Origin of the sequence: Solibacillus sp. FSL K6-1523 (assembly GCF_038005225.1) — a bacterium.
Taxonomy (GTDB): domain Bacteria; phylum Bacillota; class Bacilli; order Bacillales_A; family Planococcaceae; genus Solibacillus.
Window position 1 is genome coordinate 3,459,738 of record NZ_JBBOSU010000001.1, and the last position, 16,110, is coordinate 3,475,847.

The following is a 16,110-nucleotide window of genomic DNA, read 5'->3' on the forward strand; positions in this document are numbered from 1 at the left end:
CTCCATTTAGCGAAATTACGCACGCTAAATGAAGATAAAGTACTTATTCAAATGGAACTGGTACTTCAATGGAAGGCTGAGCCGCTCCTCCTGTACTATAAATATTTGGAACAGACCCCCTGACTAAGCCAATTGCTACTGGAATTCTTTGTGTAACCGTAGCTGAATTACTTGCAAAAGGAACGATAATTTGGACATTCACTTCGATTATAACAGTCACTTCTACTTTCGCATTATTAATGCCGAATTCAACGATATCTGATACTACATCGCTCGTAACATTACCAATAATATGAAATCGGATTGGCATTTTAGGACCTAAATTCCCGATAATCGGAATATTAAGCGCCTGCCCTAACGGAACAAAAAAAACGATTCCGTCGCCAGCTTCCATTTTCCCAACATCATATTCTACATTTTCTAAGTTTGGCAAGTGAGATAAATCGCCATTTTCCGCCTGTTCTAAATATTCTTTAACAAGTGTTTGCGTTTCCGAGCGCACTTGATTAATTATCTCTGTATTAAATTTCGTTGTAATCGTATCTTTCGAGTCTGTAGGTATATCTATAATAATATCATTCACATCAAGCACACTAGATGTTCTTGAATTAATGGCTTTATTCACAACATAGGAAGCAACTTTATGCGTTTGCTTCTCTGCATATTGCAAATAGATTGGCATTAAACGCATATTAATGACATATATACTAATACCAACCATAACTAAAATACTAGTAAACAATAAAACGAACTTATTTCCTACACCCCGTTTACGTTTTACAAAATACATCTTTTTTCTTCGGCGAAAGTGCAAAAAAATCCTCCTTATCCTAAGCTATGATAAGGAGGTCTTACCTATTCAGTATGAGCGACAAATTCTGTCTCAATTTTCACAATTTCGAGCAATGGATAGTCGATTAAGCAAATTTCATATGTAGCGAGCAATAAATTCTCTTCTTTTTCAAAAATTCGTAACCATGGACGAGATGGATCGATTATATTTTGCTTTGAAACAATCGCTCTGTTTCCGTCATTTAGCTGGACAACCGTTCCGTTCGCATAATGAACGATACTGCGCTTAAAGGCATCGAATACACGTTCATCATACTGTGTACCACGGCCCTCTTCAATAATCTTCAGTGCATCTGAAGGGAGCATCCTTTTTCGGTAAGAACGCGTAGAAGTCAATGCATCAAAAACGTCGGCAACCGCAATAATTTTCGCAAAGGGATGAATTTCAACGTCAACTAAGCCCCTTGGATATCCACTGCCATCTGTTCGTTCGTGATGCTGGAATGCACAGTGCGCAACTAATAATGAGACAGAGTGCAAATTTCTCAACAGATCGAACCCGAATCGAGAATGGTTTTTCACTACTTCGAATTCTTCTTGTGTGAGCTTATCAGGCTTATTTAAAACTTCTGTTGGGACTAATAACTTGCCAATATCATGCAGCATCGCACCAATACCGATTAAACGTAAATCTTCATAAGAATATCCAAGCTCTTTTGCAATCGCAATCGAATACATCGTCACTTGAAACGAATGGTTATAAAGATACTCATCATAAAGATAAGCATCTGTTAATACCATCAAAATTTCTTCACTTTCTAAAACGGAATTCATAATATCGTCTACGATGTGGCCAATCACTTTTGATTGTTGGTCTAAAACATAGGATGCCTGAGTAGATTTGGCTTGCTTTACTTCATTGAACGATTTTGTAATATTTTGCACTGCTTGTAAACGTTTTGCAGGCGCAATCGTTTCCTCTACTACAATGCCTTTTGAAACGTCATCTTCAATATACAAGTAATGTATATTAAGATCATGCAGTCGTTCGATAATTCGACTTGTTACGACAACATCTTTATGCAGTAATGGGTGTCCCGCTTCATTCCAAATCGTACGCCCTACAACCATGCCTTCCATTAAAATATTAATAGATATTAATCGCATTTAACGTATATTCTCCAATCTTATGTTACATTCTTTTCATTATATAGTTCGCACTGTCATGAGGAAAGCTAAAATTAATCACAATTAACTACTAATTATATGTTTTTTCGCAATATTCCCTAAAAATATCCCGAATAAATTCAGGTAAAATATATTGTTTCTTTGCATATTTAAAACTTGGAAAGAAAAATCCAAATGTAAATAAATCCAGTGTTGCAAGGCGATACACTTTCGTCGGTATCATCCGCTCACCTTGAATAAAAAATTCACGTTGTTTATTCATCGACAAACCATAATTTAAAATTTTACCGAAAATAATTCCCCGAAAACCTAACCCCTTTAACTCTAAACGCGGCCATTCTTCATTTTCTGATTGGATGAAAATCTCTTTTAATTCATTCCCTGTTAATTGTAATACACAAATGTTGATTGGATGTGGTAATATTTTGTGAATATTATACGGAGATATATGCCCTTTGTTCATATTCTCTACAAAAATGCCGGCATTGAACATTAAACAATCCGCTTTCGTATAATCATACAAACACTGTGCAAATAAATCCGATAGTTGCGAGCGATGAAACCATTCTTTATGAAAGGTTTTCTGACTTGTAAATGCAGGTTGTTGTAATATTTCCTTCGCTTCTTTTTGCAAATTTTGGAGCCATTTTTCTTCATTTTCGGCTTCTGGCAGTAGCATATTTTCATGTAAAGTGTCGGTTTTCGAGATGATTTTCTTTAACTCGTGATCGAAATGAATCGTTAACTGTCCTGTAAATTGTCCAAACTTCCCACCACCTGTGAGCAATGTATTGTTGACCATTTGTCCTTGTGGGAATATATGATGCGTATGTGCACCAAAAATTACGTCAATGATCGGACATTCTTCCGCTAACAATTCATCTTCCGTTACACCTAGATGCGATAAACAAACAATAATATCCACTTGTTCATGCAGCTGTAAAGCCAACTTAGTTAATATTTCCCTCGGTTCTTCTACACACCAGCCTAATTCTTTATAAAAAATATCAAATCTTGCAGTTGCTGCAATGACACCAATTTTCGTTCCATATTTTGTCGTCAAAATCGTAAAAGGTTTTAACCATTTCGGATTTCCTTCTAAATCGGACTGTAAATTCCCAACAACTACTTCAAATTTTGCATCATCATATAAATGATAGAATACATCATGCGGTAATGTAATCCCCTCATTATTTCCAATTGTTATGACATCATATTGCGCATCATTCAGCATCGCTATATTCCCTTTACCTAATGTCGCCTCTGTATACATATTTGAACGATCTAAATGGTCACCTAGATCAAATAAGAAACTTACTTCCCCGCGCTGTGCAAGTACACGTCGTTGCGTTTCTATAAATGATTGGCTTCTTTTCCAATAGGTAAAATGACTATGCAAATCATTTGTATGAAATATATGGATGGTTTCTCGCATTTTTGTCCCCTCACTTTATCTGCTACTCAATCAATTACGCCTCGGCGTAATTTCGTCCAGATTTTTTCGAGCGCGCTCGGCTAAGGAAGTTAGCCTAAGTTCGTCGCATCCATGCGACAACGGCTAACTGACCTGCATCACGCAGGCCTCCTTAAAAATCTGTGACATCCGCCGGGGCTTAGGTCAACACGATGTTGATCACAAAGGCGTTGTCACAGGACGTGACGAGTTTAGCCTTTGTTCCCCTGTTTAATCTAGTCAAACATGTTCATCTGTTTTGGTGCTAGCCCGTCAAATTGAATTTGAAGAATTTGCTGCATCATCTTCGCGTTTTTTGCCGCATGCCCACCTGAGTTATTATTAAATAATACATACACTTCTTTTGCTTGTTGTTCTAAATATAAAAAGTGTTCACTCATTGCTTTAAGTTCCTCTTGATTATAATCATATAAAAATCGGACTTTCCGCCAGTTTTCCGCGTGCCCGATATTACGCCAACCATGTATATTTCGTCCGTGAATTCTCACAAGCACTTTGTCATGTGTCGCAATCGGTACAAATGGGACAGACCCACTTCCCGCTTGCGGTTCATCACATACTGTATGAATCAATTCAGATTCCTTTAAAAATTGCACGGTTTTCTCTTTCATTTTTTCGCTATACCAAGACTGATTCCGAAATTCAATTGCAATTGGAAATGAAGCTAACTGCTTTTTCACATAGCGAATATATTGCACATTTTTTCCTTGGCAATCAAACCAAGGTGGAAATTGCACGAGTATCATTGCAAGTTTACCATGCTTTTGAAAAACTTGTACACATTCACGAAACGCGTTAAACATATCATTTCTTGTTTCATACGGGAGTTCATCTCGTAAATGTCCCGTCATACCTTGATAAGCTTTCACAACAAATCGAAAGTTTGCTGGTGTATCTTTACACCACTTTTCAACGGTTGCGATTGAAGGTATTGCATAAAAGGATGTATCCACTTCGACAACCGGAAAATGACCGCTATAATCAAATAATTTATCGCGTGCTGCGGTCACTTCACTATATACATCAGGGTGATCGCCCCATCCTGTTAAACCGATGTAAATCATGATATTATCCCCCCGCTCTATTACTCATAACAAACATATCTTTCGAAAAACTAAAAAGCTCGCCTACGTTAAATACGTAAACACGAGCTCGATTATCTCTTATTAATAATGTAACGGTTTAAACAGCATTTGTCTTGTTCGAAAAATATAGACAGATTATTTCCGAAAAGGATCATTCGTTTTAATTATGGAATTCCCGTCCATCTGTCACTGCTTTCACATAATTTTTACGAATAACAAAGTCACCAAAGTGTTCGCTTTCTTCACGCTCTTTCGCATAGTGTTCAAAAATCGGTCGAAGCGTTGCTAAAATATCGTCTTCCCCTATATTTTCACGGTAAAGTTTATTTAGACGCTGGCCTTTAAAATCGCCACCTAAATATAAATTATACTTGCCAGGACCTTTTCCGATGAAGCCGATTTCCCCCATTGCTGCACGGGAGCAGCCGTTTGGACAGCCTGACATACGAATACCAATTTCCGTTTCGAGTAATCCAACTTCCTCCAATGTCGCATCGATTTTCGTAATGAGAGATGGCAAATAGCGCTCGGCTTCAGCCATTGCTAATCCACACGTCGGTAATGATACACATGCAATTGAATTACGACGTAGCGCAGAATAATGCGCACCATCTGTAATATTATATTCTTTTAACAACGAATCAATTATATTTTTTTTCTGCGGGGTTACATTTGCTATTAATAAATTTTGATTCGGTGTTAAACGGAATAAACCCGTATGGACTTTTGCGATTTCACGAAGCCCTGTTTTTAACTGATAGTCCTCAAAATCGCGGATGCGTCCATTTTGGATAAATAGGGTAAAATGCCAATTTCCATCATCCCCTTTAATCCAACCAAATTCATCACCTGTGCGCTTAAAAGTATACGGACGTGCTTCTGCTAATGCCCATCCAAGACGATCATTAAGCTCTTCTTTAAACCATTCAATACCACGCGCATCTATCGTATATTTAAAGCGTGCATTTTTACGGACAGCACGGTTTCCAAAGTCACGCTGTATCGTTAGTATTTTCTCCGCAGTTTCGAGTAATCGCTCTTTTGGAATGTAACCAATAATACGACCTAGCTGCGGATAAGTCGAAGGATCGCCATGTGACATGCCCATGCCACCACCTACAGCGACGTTAAAACCTATAAGCTCTTCCTGTTCTACAATTGCTATGAAGCCTATATCTTGTGAAAATACATCTACATCATTACTCGGTGGGATAGCTATGCCAATTTTAAACTTTCTTGGTAAGTAAAGCGCACCGTAAATGGGCTCTACTTCTGTTTCTTGACCGTCAAAAACTTTTTCTCCATCCAGCCAAAGTTCATGATATGCACGTGTTTTAGGTAATAGATGTTCACTTAGTTTCGCCGACCAGTGATACACTTCATCATGTAGTGTGGATTGATTAGGATTTACATTACACATAACATTTCGGTTCACATCTCCACAAGCTGCAATACAATCTAACAGTTCCTCATGAATTTCTTGCATATACTTTTTAACATTCCATTTTAAAATGCCGTGCACTTGAAATGCTTGGCGAGTTGTTAACTTTAATGAGCCATTTCCATATTTTTCGCCCATTTCATCCATTACAAGCCATTGTGTTGGTGTAGCTGCTCCCCCTGGTGTTCGAACGCGTGCCATGAATTGATACGCAGGTTCAAGCTTTTGTTTTTCACGCTCATTTCGGACATCTCGGTCATCCTGTAAATAGCTTCCATGGAATTTCATTAATCGATTATCATCCTCTGGAATACCAGAGCTAAGAGGATAATTCATTGTTCTTTCAAGTGTTCCACGTAAATAATTACTTTCATTTTTTATCCGTTCTACATCGCTTGGCGTGCCAGGCTGTGTAGGTAATACTATTTTTTCGGTCATTCCACTTCTCTCCCATCATATCAATTATGCCTCGGCTAACTTTAGTCCAGATTTTTTCGAGGGCCCACAGGACGTAGGTCAGTCAGCCGTTGTCACACGATGTGACGTTTTTAGGCTGACTTCCTACCTCCTTAAAAATCTGTGACATCCGCCGGGGCTTAACTTGATTCAGCTGGGGTTTGGAACCCCAGCCAGCTGAATTAAGTTCAACTTTCCCTATTAAGAGTTAGTACACATCTCTTTGATAACGCTGTTGGCTCTTCAACTCATTGATATATTGCGCTGCTTCTTCAGCTGATTTTCCGCCCTGCTCTGCGATAATCGTACGTAACATTTTATCGACATCCGCCGCCATATTTTTTTCATCACCACATACATAAATAATGGCACCTTGTTCAAGCCATTTATAAATCTCTTTTGCGTTTTCCCGTAAGCGATGTTGGACATATACTTTGTGTTCAGTATCACGAGAAAAAGCAACCGTTAAATTCGTAAGAGCGCCTTCTTTTAGCCATCTTTGCCACTCTATTTGATAGAGGAAATCTGTGACAAAATGTTGATCGCCGAAAAATAACCATGACTTTCCTTCTACCCCTACTTCAGCTCGGTCTTCTATAAACGAACGAAACGGTGCAATCCCTGTACCCGCACCAATCATAATAATTGGTGTATGATGGTCGTTTGGCAGTCTGAAGTTCGGATTTTTATGCACATAAATTGGGAGCTTTTCCCCTTCAGCAAGGCGTTCTGCAACTTGACCAGAACATACACCTAATCGTGCACGATCATCTTGTTCATAACTAACCTTTCCAATCGTTAAATGAACCTCTTCTTCATTTGCCTTCTGACTACTTGCAATCGAATATAGACGCACTGGAATTTTTCTTAGTATTTGTATAAAGTCTTGCGCGGTCCAAGTAAATGGACCAAATTGCTCGATTGCATCTAGTAAGTCCCTGCCATATACGAAATTCTTCCATAAACTATCATCCGCTAAAATATTCGCTAATTTTTTATTGACGGTAAAAGCCGCAATTTTTTGCAATAATGGCTTGGATAATACTGTCACTTCCAGCTTCGTTTGCAATACTTCCTTCAACGTCAACTCTTCATCTTGTAGTTTCACCTTTGTGTCTTCATCAAAATCAAGGGACGAAATGAGAGAGCCTACGAAAGTTGGATCATTTTCTGGTACAATACCAATGCTATCACCAGGTTCATAAGTTAATCCCGAACCTTCGATAGAAAGCTCTACATGATATGTTTCCTTATTTGAGCCACGACCGTTTATATTAATATTCGCTAGTACCTCTGCTTGGAACGGATTTTTCTTGGAATAGAGTGTATGGTCATTTACTTCAATTGGTTTTGTTTCAGTTTGTGATGAAACTTGTGTTGTTGATGCTGCCAACTCCCCCGTCACCTGTTCAACCCATTGATCTGCCAGTTCATCAAAATCTAAGTCACAGTCAACGCGCGGTACGATACGCTGCGCACCAAGCTTTGCTAGTTGTTCATCAAAATCAATACCCGTTTTACAGAAAAATTCATAAGAAGTATCCCCAAGTGCTAATACCGAGAAATTTATATGATCGAGCTTCGGTGCACGCTTACTATAAAGAAATTCATGGAAACTAATGGCGTTATCTGGTGGATCTCCCTCTCCATGAGTACTCGTCACAATAAACAAGTTAGTCAGTTTTTTTAAATGATTATGCTTAAATGCAGACATCGATGAAACGGATACATCAACGTTGTTTTCGCTTAATTTCTTTCCAAGCCTTTCTGCTATAGCCTGTGAATTGCCTGTTTGTGAACCATATAAAATAGTCGCTACTTGTTGTGCTACTTGAATGGGTTCGAGTGTTGCTACCATAGATTCAGATTGACCCACCCCAGAACTTTGTGTCATCACTTGTGCGCCACTTAAATACCCAGTTAACCAAATCTTTTGATAGTCTGTTAAACTTGGTAATAATCCATTTATTTTTTTTAGTTGTTCTTCATCAAATGGGCTACTCAATACATTTAAAGCCAATTTATCCACCTCACAAGTTTCCTTTACTTTAATCGAATTTTTTCGTTTTTTTCTAATTGAACAACTAGCCCATCTTGTATAACAAGCGTAATGGTTCCAAATTTTATCGTTGCTAGCATCTCTTTAATGTTTTCTAGGCTGGCTTCAATATTTTCTTTTTGCTTTGTCATATTTCATCCCCCTCATTTATCTGCTGCAATACTCGCTCAATAAGAACTTGGCGCACATTACACCCATACCCTAAACTGTTACATAAAATAATTCGAGATGTGTCAAACTCAAGCGCCTTCACCTTTTTTTGAATACCTAAACTAAGTAGACCTGAAAACAATAAATAAGGAACGATAAATAGTTGTTTTACATCTTGTTCCTTTAAACGGTTCATTGTTTCTTCAAACGAAGGACCTGTTCCATATAAAAAACATGCTCGAACCGACTGAAATTTATATTTCTTTTGCAGTTGATTACTAATTTCACTCATATCTCGTATAACAGCGTCATCACTGCTACCACGGCCAACTAATAGCACCTCTGCTTCAGGTAATATTTGACACCGTTGTTCAGTAATGCGCTTATATACGGTATCAATTAACTTTTCATGAATGCCTAATGGTCGCCCTATAGTAAAATGTATATTCGGATAAATTTTGCTAGCCTTATCGATTTCTACTGGAATATCCTCCTTTGCATGCTGCGCAGTAAGTAGCAAGACGGGGGCAATCATAATACGAGTAGCACCGCGCTCCACACAATTTTTTATACCTTGCAATATATTCGGCTCTGCTAGCTCTAAAAAGGCAATTTGTTGAATACCAACCTGAACCTGCTCCACGGTTTCCTCAATGAAATGAAGAGCTTCTTCTATCCCTTTCTTTACCCTTGTGCCATGCACAATATATAAAATCGCCTGCATTGTCTCACCTACTTATGACGATACTTTCGTTTAAATACCGTTCTGTCTCCAATTTTTGTTCAAACCAGTTGATTTTTTCTCGGACTGATACAACTTCTCCAACAATAATCATGCTCGGGTTGCTAACATTACTTTCCCTAACGTTTTGTGAAATTGTTTCTAAAGTACCCGTCACAGTTTGTTGTTCTTTAAATGTCCCCATATGAACGAGCGCAACAGGCGTTGAAGGCTTTCGTCCATGCTTTAATAGCTGCGAACATATATACGGTAAATTTCCCACTCCCATATAAATTGCTAGTGTATCGACTCCTGTCGCCAAACTTTCCCATTTTATTGAATCATCCTTTCCTTCTCGCATATGCCCTGTGACAATCGCAAAGCTTGAGCTATAATCCCTATGTGTTACAGGTATACCTGCATAAGCTGGTGCTGCAATACCTGATGTAATACCAGGTACAATTTCAAACGGGATTTGATGTGCCGCAAGTACCTCCGCCTCTTCACCACCTCGCCCAAAAACAAATGGGTCTCCACCCTTTAAGCGTGTCACGATTTTCCCTTGGCTCGCGTATTGCACAAGTGAATAATTAATGTGATCTTGAATCATTGCGTGACGATTTGGTAACTTTCCACAATAAATCAGCTTGGCACTTGGCATAGCGTAGTCCAATAATTCCTTATTTATTAAACGATCATAGAAAATAACATCTGCTTCTTTAATACACCGAAGCCCTTTAACTGTTATAAGTTCCACATCTCCAGGCCCTGCTCCAACAATATAAACCTTCCCCATATAGACACCTCTCTAGCAATCTGAATATTGTAAACTATTCGCGTTGTTGTATATATTATCCAACATAATCATAAAATACAACTATACCTACATAAAAACTTGGTATTAAATTTTTAATGCCCTAAAAATCTGTGACATCCGCCGGAGCTTGGGTCAACACGATGTTGATCACAAAGGCGTTGTCACAGGACGTGACGAGCTTAGCCTTTGTTCCCCAATCCAGCCGAGTTTGAACCCTCACTGAATAGATTTGCTCATTTGGCATTCTCCCCACTTATAGAAGTAGGGGACTTCTGTGCCTGCCGCGTCGCTTTCGGTACAAATACATTTGCTGAATTAAGTTAAAATATATTGGTTACGGAAAATCTCCATCTTGCCATTTATCAATCTTGAGTATTCCTAGATACTATGTTAGAATTACTCCCACTAGGAGGTTGTTCCATGATTAACCATAAAATCAAAGTATTGGATGTTATTAAAATCGCATTGGAAGCAGGAAAACATATTTTAGATGTGTATCATTCAAATAACGTAACAGTTGAATATAAAAATGATGCGTCTCCAGTAACGATTGCTGATAAAAAATCACATAACTATATTTGTCAGCAGCTATCTAAACACTATCCAAACATCCCATTAATAAGTGAAGAAGGTGATTTGCCAAACTATGAACAACGCCAACAATGGCATACTGCTTGGTTCATTGATCCTTTAGATGGTACAAAAGAATTTATTAAACGCAATGGTGAATTCACAGTCAATATTGCGCTCGTTGAAAAGGGCATACCAATTTTGGGCGTTATTTATTCACCAGCACAAGATCTTATGTATTTTGCGAGTAGCTGGCACGGTTCATATAAATTATCGAATTGCCACGCGATTCTTCCGACGATTCATCATGAATTCGAATTAATAAAGACTGCCCAACAATTACCGATTAATTATTCGAATGAAGCATTCAGTATTGTTGTAAGTCGATCGCATTTCTCTAGTGAAACACAAGCCTATGTCGATCAAATTCAACAACAAGTCGGCGATGTACATATTATTGAAGCAGGTAGCTCAATAAAAATGTGCCTTATTGCTGAAGGTGTTGCACAAATTTACCCACGATTAAGCTATTCAATGGAATGGGATACAGCGGCAGGAGAAGCTATTGTCATGTATAGCGGAGGAAAGGTTGAAGAGTACGGAACCCAATCACCCCTGCAATACAATAAAGAGCATTTAAAAAATCCTTTCCATATCGTAACGGCTAAGCCGAATGACAACTTAGTTATCGCACGATTCATTTACAAGTAGAATCGAATTGCAATGAAACATCCTCCCTAAAACATCACCTATGATTATGTCTTGCGAATTGTAGGGAGGATAATCAATTATTTAAGATAGGATTTTAATGATTTCCTTTACTAAATAATCCGTTGCATCTTTCAACACATATTTACTTGTATCAATTTCAATATGCGGATTCCTTGGTGCCTCATACGGACTTGATATTCCTGTAAAATGCTGTATTTCCTCTGCTCTTGCCTTTTTGTATAACCCTTTAACATCACGTTCTTCACACACTTCAAGCGGCGTACTAACGTAAATTTCAATATAGGACTCACCAAGTATCTTTTTCGCATAAGCTCGGTCCCGCTCAAATGGCGAAATAAACGATGATAACGTAATCAATCCTGCATCATTCATCAACTTCGCCACTTCTGCAGTACGTCGAATATTTTCTATACGTCCCGCCTCATCAAAACCTAAATCTTTATTTAATCCAAGCCGAACATTATCGCCATCTAGCAACATTGTATGATAGCCTAGAGAAACTAAACGTTTTTCTACTTCATTTGCGAGCGTTGATTTTCCCGATCCAGAAAGTCCCGTAAACCATAATGTTATCGGAACTTGCCCTTTTTGCTTTGTACGAACTTCACGTGTGATATCTGTATTTTGCCAACTAACATTTGTCAATTGCCCAGTAGCTTTCGTTACTACGCCACACGCAGATGTCATATTCGTAACACGATCAATTAAAATAAAACTACCGAGCGTTTCATTTCGTTCAAATGAATCCAACACTACTTTTTCAGATAGGGAAATTTCACAAGTTGCTAATTCATTTTTTATGATTTGTTCAGTTATTAAATGCTCGCCCGTATTAATTTCTACTTTATGCTGAATCGATAAAACTGTACCAGGAATGATTTTTGTACCAATTTTGACTAAGTACTGTTTGCCAGGTACGAGATTTGTATCATCCATCCATAAAATTTGAGCGCTAAATAAATCGGCTACTTCAATGCTAGGAGCTGTTGTTAAAACACAGCCGCGCGAAACATCCACTTCTCTATCTAATTGAACAGCAATTGGCTGCCCTATATGAGCAGATTGCACTTCTTTATTTGTTAATAAAATACTTTTTACATTTGCTTTTTCATTGCTTGGTAGCGTCGTAATTTCATCGCCTACTGAAATTGTGCCCGCTTCAACTTGCCCTTGAAATCCACGGAAAGTATGGTCAGGTCTACTAACACGCTGGACAGGCATGATGAAACCGTTTTGTTTATTATTTTTACTAGCATCTACATTTTCTAAATAAGGTAGTAGCGCTAGACCGTCGTACCATGGGGTATGTGCCGAGTATTTTGTCACATTATCCCCGTTTGTAGCTGAAACAGGAATCGCCTGAACACTTGCAAGCTGTAAGTCCTTTGTTAGCTGTTTGAAATCCTCCTGTATCGCATTGAATCGTGCTTGATTAAAACCAATTAAGTCCATTTTATTAACAGCTAACACAATATGCTTCACGCCCATTAATGCACAAATACGAGCATGGCGTTTCGTTTGGGTAATGACCCCTTTTGTCGCGTCGACTAAAATAATGGCGAGATCTGCAAACGATGCACCTACAGCCATATTCCGTGTATATTCTTCGTGCCCCGGCGTATCTGCTACGATAAACGAACGATGACTTGTCGTGAAATAGCGATACGCAACATCGATTGTAATCCCTTGTTCCCTTTCTGCTAATAGCCCATCAAGCAGGAGGGAATAATCTATTTCTCCTCCCCTGTTCCCTACTTTACTATCTAATTCAAGTGCTTTTTCTTGATCGGTAAACAGTAATTTTGCATCGTATAACATATGACCAATTAATGTAGATTTCCCATCATCTACACTGCCACATGTAATAAATTTCAATAAACTTTTCATGTTAGAAATACCCCTCCCGCTTGCGTCTTTCCATACTTCCAACAGCTTCCTGGTCAATCACACGCGTTGTACGTTCTGATGTAACTGCTCCTAATGTTTCTTCAATAATTTCATCTAACGTAACCGCATCTGATTCAATGCCGCCTGTAAGTGGGTAACAACCTAATGTACGAAAACGAACCTTTTTCATGAGCACTTCTTCATTCGGTTCGATTCGCATACGTTGATCATCTACCATGACATAATTGCCTTCACGGTACACGACAGGTCTTTCCTTTGCAAAATAGAGTGGTACGATGTCGATATTTTCTCTACGAATATATTGCCATATATCCTTCTCAGTCCAGTTCGAAATCGGAAATACCCGAATACTTTCTCCTTTATGAATTTTTGTATTATATAACTTCCACATCTCAGGTCGTTGATTTTTTGGATCCCATGCGTGGTTTTTATTTCGGAAAGAAAAAATTCGTTCCTTTGCACGCGATTTCTCCTCATCTCGTCGTCCACCACCAAAAGCAGCCGCAAACCCATACTTATCTAATCCTTGTTTCAAGCTTTCTGTTTTCATAATATCTGTATATGCCGAACCGTGATCGAACGGATTAATCCCTTGCGATAACCCCTCTTCATTGCTATGAACTAACATTTCAATTCCTAGTTCCTTTGCACGGCGATCTCTAAATTCAATCATTTCTTTAAATTTCCACGTTGTGTCGATGTGTAAAAAAGGAAATGGCGGTTTCTCAGGATAGAAAGCTTTCATCGCTAAATGAAGCATAACGGAGCTATCCTTTCCTATCGAATAAAGCATCACAGGATTTTCACATTCTGCGGCTACTTCTCGAATAATATATATCGCTTCTGCCTCAAGTTGATCGAGGTGTGTCTGTTCATTCATTTACTCTATCTCCTTCCAATATTCGGTGAAATCAATCCACTAACCGTGTAAGCCACATTCTGTTTTGCCTTGCCCTTGCCATCTTCCGGAGCGTAAATCTTCCGCTGTAAAAGCAGGCTTTGTGCAATGTGAACAGCCGATGCTCGGATATCCTTGGTCATGCAAGACGTTATATGTTAAATCATGCTTCGAAACATATCGCCATACATCCTTCCAAGTCCAGTGAATAAGCGGACATATTTTAATCGATTGGAAACGGTCATCTTTATTAATAAATTCAACATTTTTTCGTGTTTCTGACTGCTCATGACGAAGACCAGATATCCATGCTTTAGCACCCGTTAATACATCATTTAAGGGCTCTAGCTTTCGAATTTTACAGCATTGATTTGGATTCGTTTCCCATAATTGATCGCCGTATTGCTTCGCTTGCTGTTCTAAAGTGAGCGCTGGTTTCTTTAATACAATTTGAAGCGTTGGATACTTCTTACGGACACGCTCAATCGTTTCATATGTTTCTTTAAAATGGACATCTGTATCTAAAAACACAATTTTTGCATCAGGCTGTACTTTCGCAATCAAATCGATTAATACAATTCCTTCAATACCAAAGCTACACGCATACACGATATCATTGCCATATTCCTTAAAGCTCCACTGTAAAACTTGCAGAGCCCCTTTATAAGTTTCATCATTGTCGAATGAAATATTCGGCTTTTGCCATGCTTCGTAAGTTAACAAACGTTTCTCCCCCTTATATTACAAAGTCCTCAGGAATGAATACCTTCACTTCTTTCGGACTAACATAAACGACTTCTCCTACTTTCAACTGAAGCTGTAAATAGTCTTCCTTGCTTAGCTCTACCTCTATATAGGCGTCGCTATCTTCACGCTTCATTTCAATATGCCACGTCGGACCAACCGAATGCATAAATAAAATTTTGGCAGCTATGGCTTCTTCACTTTGCTTTTCTCGCTCAATGATTAAATGGTGCGGGCGAACATATCCAACAGCTTCTTTGTCATTTGCATGTAAATGATCTGGTGCATTAAAACTTGCTGAGCCCAAATCTAATTTCCCTTTATGAAGACGCCCGTGGAATAAATTCACATTGCCCAAAAAGTCATATACGAACGGGCTAGCCGGCTTATCATATACTTCAGATGGTGTACCAAGTTGTTCTATTTTCCCTTTATTCATAATGACAATCCGGTCCGCTACGTCTAACGCTTCTTCTTGATCATGCGTTACAAATACACTCGTGACATGGATTTCATTATGTAATTTTCGTAACCATCTACGTAATTCTTTCCGAACTTTTGCATCGAGCGCACCAAATGGCTCATCTAGCAATAATATTTTCGGTTCTACCGCTAACGCTCTTGCCAAGGCTACACGCTGCCGTTGACCACCTGAAAGCTGCGTAGGATATCGATGGGCAAAACCACTTAATTTCACTAGTTCTAAAAGTTCATTTACTTTCATTTCAATTTCTTTTTTTGATGGACGCAATCTTTTTTTACGCACTTTTAAGCCAAATGCAACATTCTCGAATACAGTCATATGCTTAAATAATGCATAATGTTGGAACACAAAACCTACATCGCGCTGATTTACATGAACATCACTTAAATCTTTACCATCAAATAAAATACTACCGTTATCAATCGACTCTAGCCCAGCGATGATACGTAATAGCGTCGTCTTTCCTGAACCTGAAGGACCAAGTAATGCCACGAGCTCCCCTTTAGGAATCGTTAAATTAATATTTGATAATGCTTGAAACGAGCCATAGTGCTTCGTTAAATTGCTTATTTCTATCGACATTTTCCATCA

Annotated in this window: 14 protein-coding genes; 1 reads left to right on the forward strand and 13 read right to left on the reverse strand. The window is 38.5% G+C overall.

From position 1 onward, the window contains the following. Positions 1 to 43: 43 nt before the first annotated feature. From yunB to cobA, 9 genes are all read right to left on the reverse strand, one after another. On the reverse strand, positions 44 to 814 hold the full coding sequence (gene yunB, locus MHI10_RS16800) for a sporulation protein YunB (protein ID WP_340787386.1): 771 nt from the start codon (positions 812 to 814) through the stop codon (positions 44 to 46). 41 nt (positions 815 to 855) lie between these two features. Then, positions 856 to 1,959, reverse strand: coding sequence for an HD-GYP domain-containing protein (locus MHI10_RS16805; RefSeq protein ID WP_340787388.1), 1,104 nt, complete (start codon positions 1,957 to 1,959; stop codon positions 856 to 858). 91 nt (positions 1,960 to 2,050) lie between these two features. Continuing rightward, the gene (locus MHI10_RS16810; RefSeq protein ID WP_340787389.1) at positions 2,051 to 3,415 is read right to left on the reverse strand and encodes a bifunctional metallophosphatase/5'-nucleotidase; all 1,365 of its coding nucleotides are present in this window, start codon (positions 3,413 to 3,415) and stop codon (positions 2,051 to 2,053) included. 254 nt (positions 3,416 to 3,669) lie between these two features. Further along, positions 3,670 to 4,518 carry a DUF72 domain-containing protein gene (locus MHI10_RS16815; RefSeq protein ID WP_340787390.1) on the reverse strand — a complete coding sequence of 283 codons (849 nt, stop codon included), beginning with the start codon at positions 4,516 to 4,518 and terminating at the stop codon, positions 3,670 to 3,672. A 181-nt stretch (positions 4,519 to 4,699) separates the two neighbouring features. Further along, a complete protein-coding gene (gene cysI / locus MHI10_RS16820; RefSeq protein WP_340787392.1) occupies positions 4,700 to 6,418 on the reverse strand; it encodes an assimilatory sulfite reductase (NADPH) hemoprotein subunit in 1,719 nt (572 codons plus the stop codon). Between the two features lie 226 nt (positions 6,419 to 6,644). After that, on the reverse strand, positions 6,645 to 8,456 hold the full coding sequence (locus tag MHI10_RS16825) for an assimilatory sulfite reductase (NADPH) flavoprotein subunit (protein ID WP_340787394.1): 1,812 nt from the start codon (positions 8,454 to 8,456) through the stop codon (positions 6,645 to 6,647). A gap of 23 nt (positions 8,457 to 8,479) precedes the next feature. Further along, complete coding sequence (locus MHI10_RS16830) at positions 8,480 to 8,626, reverse strand: YezD family protein (protein WP_340787396.1); 147 nt, start codon at positions 8,624 to 8,626, stop codon at positions 8,480 to 8,482. After that, positions 8,623 to 9,369, reverse strand: a complete 747-nt coding sequence (locus MHI10_RS16835; protein ID WP_340787398.1) for a sirohydrochlorin chelatase — start codon at positions 9,367 to 9,369, stop codon at positions 8,623 to 8,625. The genes MHI10_RS16830 and MHI10_RS16835 overlap by 4 nt, the downstream gene beginning before the upstream one ends. Before the next feature lie 4 nt (positions 9,370 to 9,373). Continuing rightward, the gene (gene cobA, locus MHI10_RS16840; RefSeq protein WP_340787399.1) at positions 9,374 to 10,162 is read right to left on the reverse strand and encodes a uroporphyrinogen-III C-methyltransferase; all 789 of its coding nucleotides are present in this window, start codon (positions 10,160 to 10,162) and stop codon (positions 9,374 to 9,376) included. A 441-nt stretch (positions 10,163 to 10,603) separates the two neighbouring features. Here cobA and cysQ point away from each other — a divergent pair, with 441 nt between their 5' ends. Beyond that, positions 10,604 to 11,464 carry a 3'(2'),5'-bisphosphate nucleotidase CysQ gene (cysQ, locus tag MHI10_RS16845; protein WP_340787400.1) on the forward strand — a complete coding sequence of 287 codons (861 nt, stop codon included), beginning with the start codon at positions 10,604 to 10,606 and terminating at the stop codon, positions 11,462 to 11,464. An 81-nt stretch (positions 11,465 to 11,545) separates the two neighbouring features. Here the strand turns inward: cysQ and cysC are convergent, their stop codons facing one another. The 4 genes from cysC to MHI10_RS16865 are packed head-to-tail and all read right to left on the reverse strand — an operon-like array spanning position 11,546 to position 16,101. Continuing rightward, complete coding sequence (gene cysC, locus MHI10_RS16850; RefSeq protein ID WP_340787401.1) at positions 11,546 to 13,372, reverse strand: adenylyl-sulfate kinase; 1,827 nt, start codon at positions 13,370 to 13,372, stop codon at positions 11,546 to 11,548. Position 13,373: 1 nt separating this feature from the next. Next, positions 13,374 to 14,273, reverse strand: coding sequence for a sulfate adenylyltransferase subunit CysD (gene cysD / locus MHI10_RS16855; protein WP_340787403.1), 900 nt, complete (start codon positions 14,271 to 14,273; stop codon positions 13,374 to 13,376). 39 nt (positions 14,274 to 14,312) lie between these two features. After that, positions 14,313 to 15,014, reverse strand: a complete 702-nt coding sequence (locus MHI10_RS16860; protein WP_340787405.1) for a phosphoadenylyl-sulfate reductase — start codon at positions 15,012 to 15,014, stop codon at positions 14,313 to 14,315. Positions 15,015 to 15,027: 13 nt separating this feature from the next. Beyond that, positions 15,028 to 16,101 (reverse strand): sulfate/molybdate ABC transporter ATP-binding protein, encoded by a 1,074-nt coding sequence (locus tag MHI10_RS16865; RefSeq protein ID WP_340787408.1) that lies wholly within the window; start codon positions 16,099 to 16,101, stop codon positions 15,028 to 15,030. Positions 16,102 to 16,110 lie beyond the last annotated feature (9 nt).